Genomic DNA, 207 nt, shown 5'->3' with positions numbered 1-207 from the left:
CGGCAGATTTGCTTCGAACGGCCCGCCGACAGCGCGGCCGTCGAAACCGCATCCGAGCCACCCGCCGCCAAGGCGGTGCAAACGTTCCCGCTGGAGCCTTCGGTTTCGGGAGGCCAGCCATGAGCGCCCCACAGTCTGCCCGGCGCCCGGCCGCCGTCGTGGTGGTGGTGCAGAGCCTTCTGTGGCTGTGGCTGATCGGCCTCAGCG

General features: G+C 70.5%; 1 pseudogene. It reads left to right on the top strand.

The annotated features are described in order from the left end of the window. A pseudogene (locus K206_RS44120) lies at positions 1 to 123 on the top strand (integrating conjugative element protein pill, pfgi-1); the annotation flags it as partial. Between the last annotated feature and the right edge of the window lie 84 nt (positions 124 to 207).

Source organism: Cupriavidus sp. WS (genome assembly GCF_000395345.1).
Lineage (GTDB): Bacteria > Pseudomonadota > Gammaproteobacteria > Burkholderiales > Burkholderiaceae > Cupriavidus > Cupriavidus basilensis_B.
The sequence above is the reverse complement of the archived record's forward strand: the minus strand, read 5'-3'. Positions and strand labels throughout refer to the sequence as shown.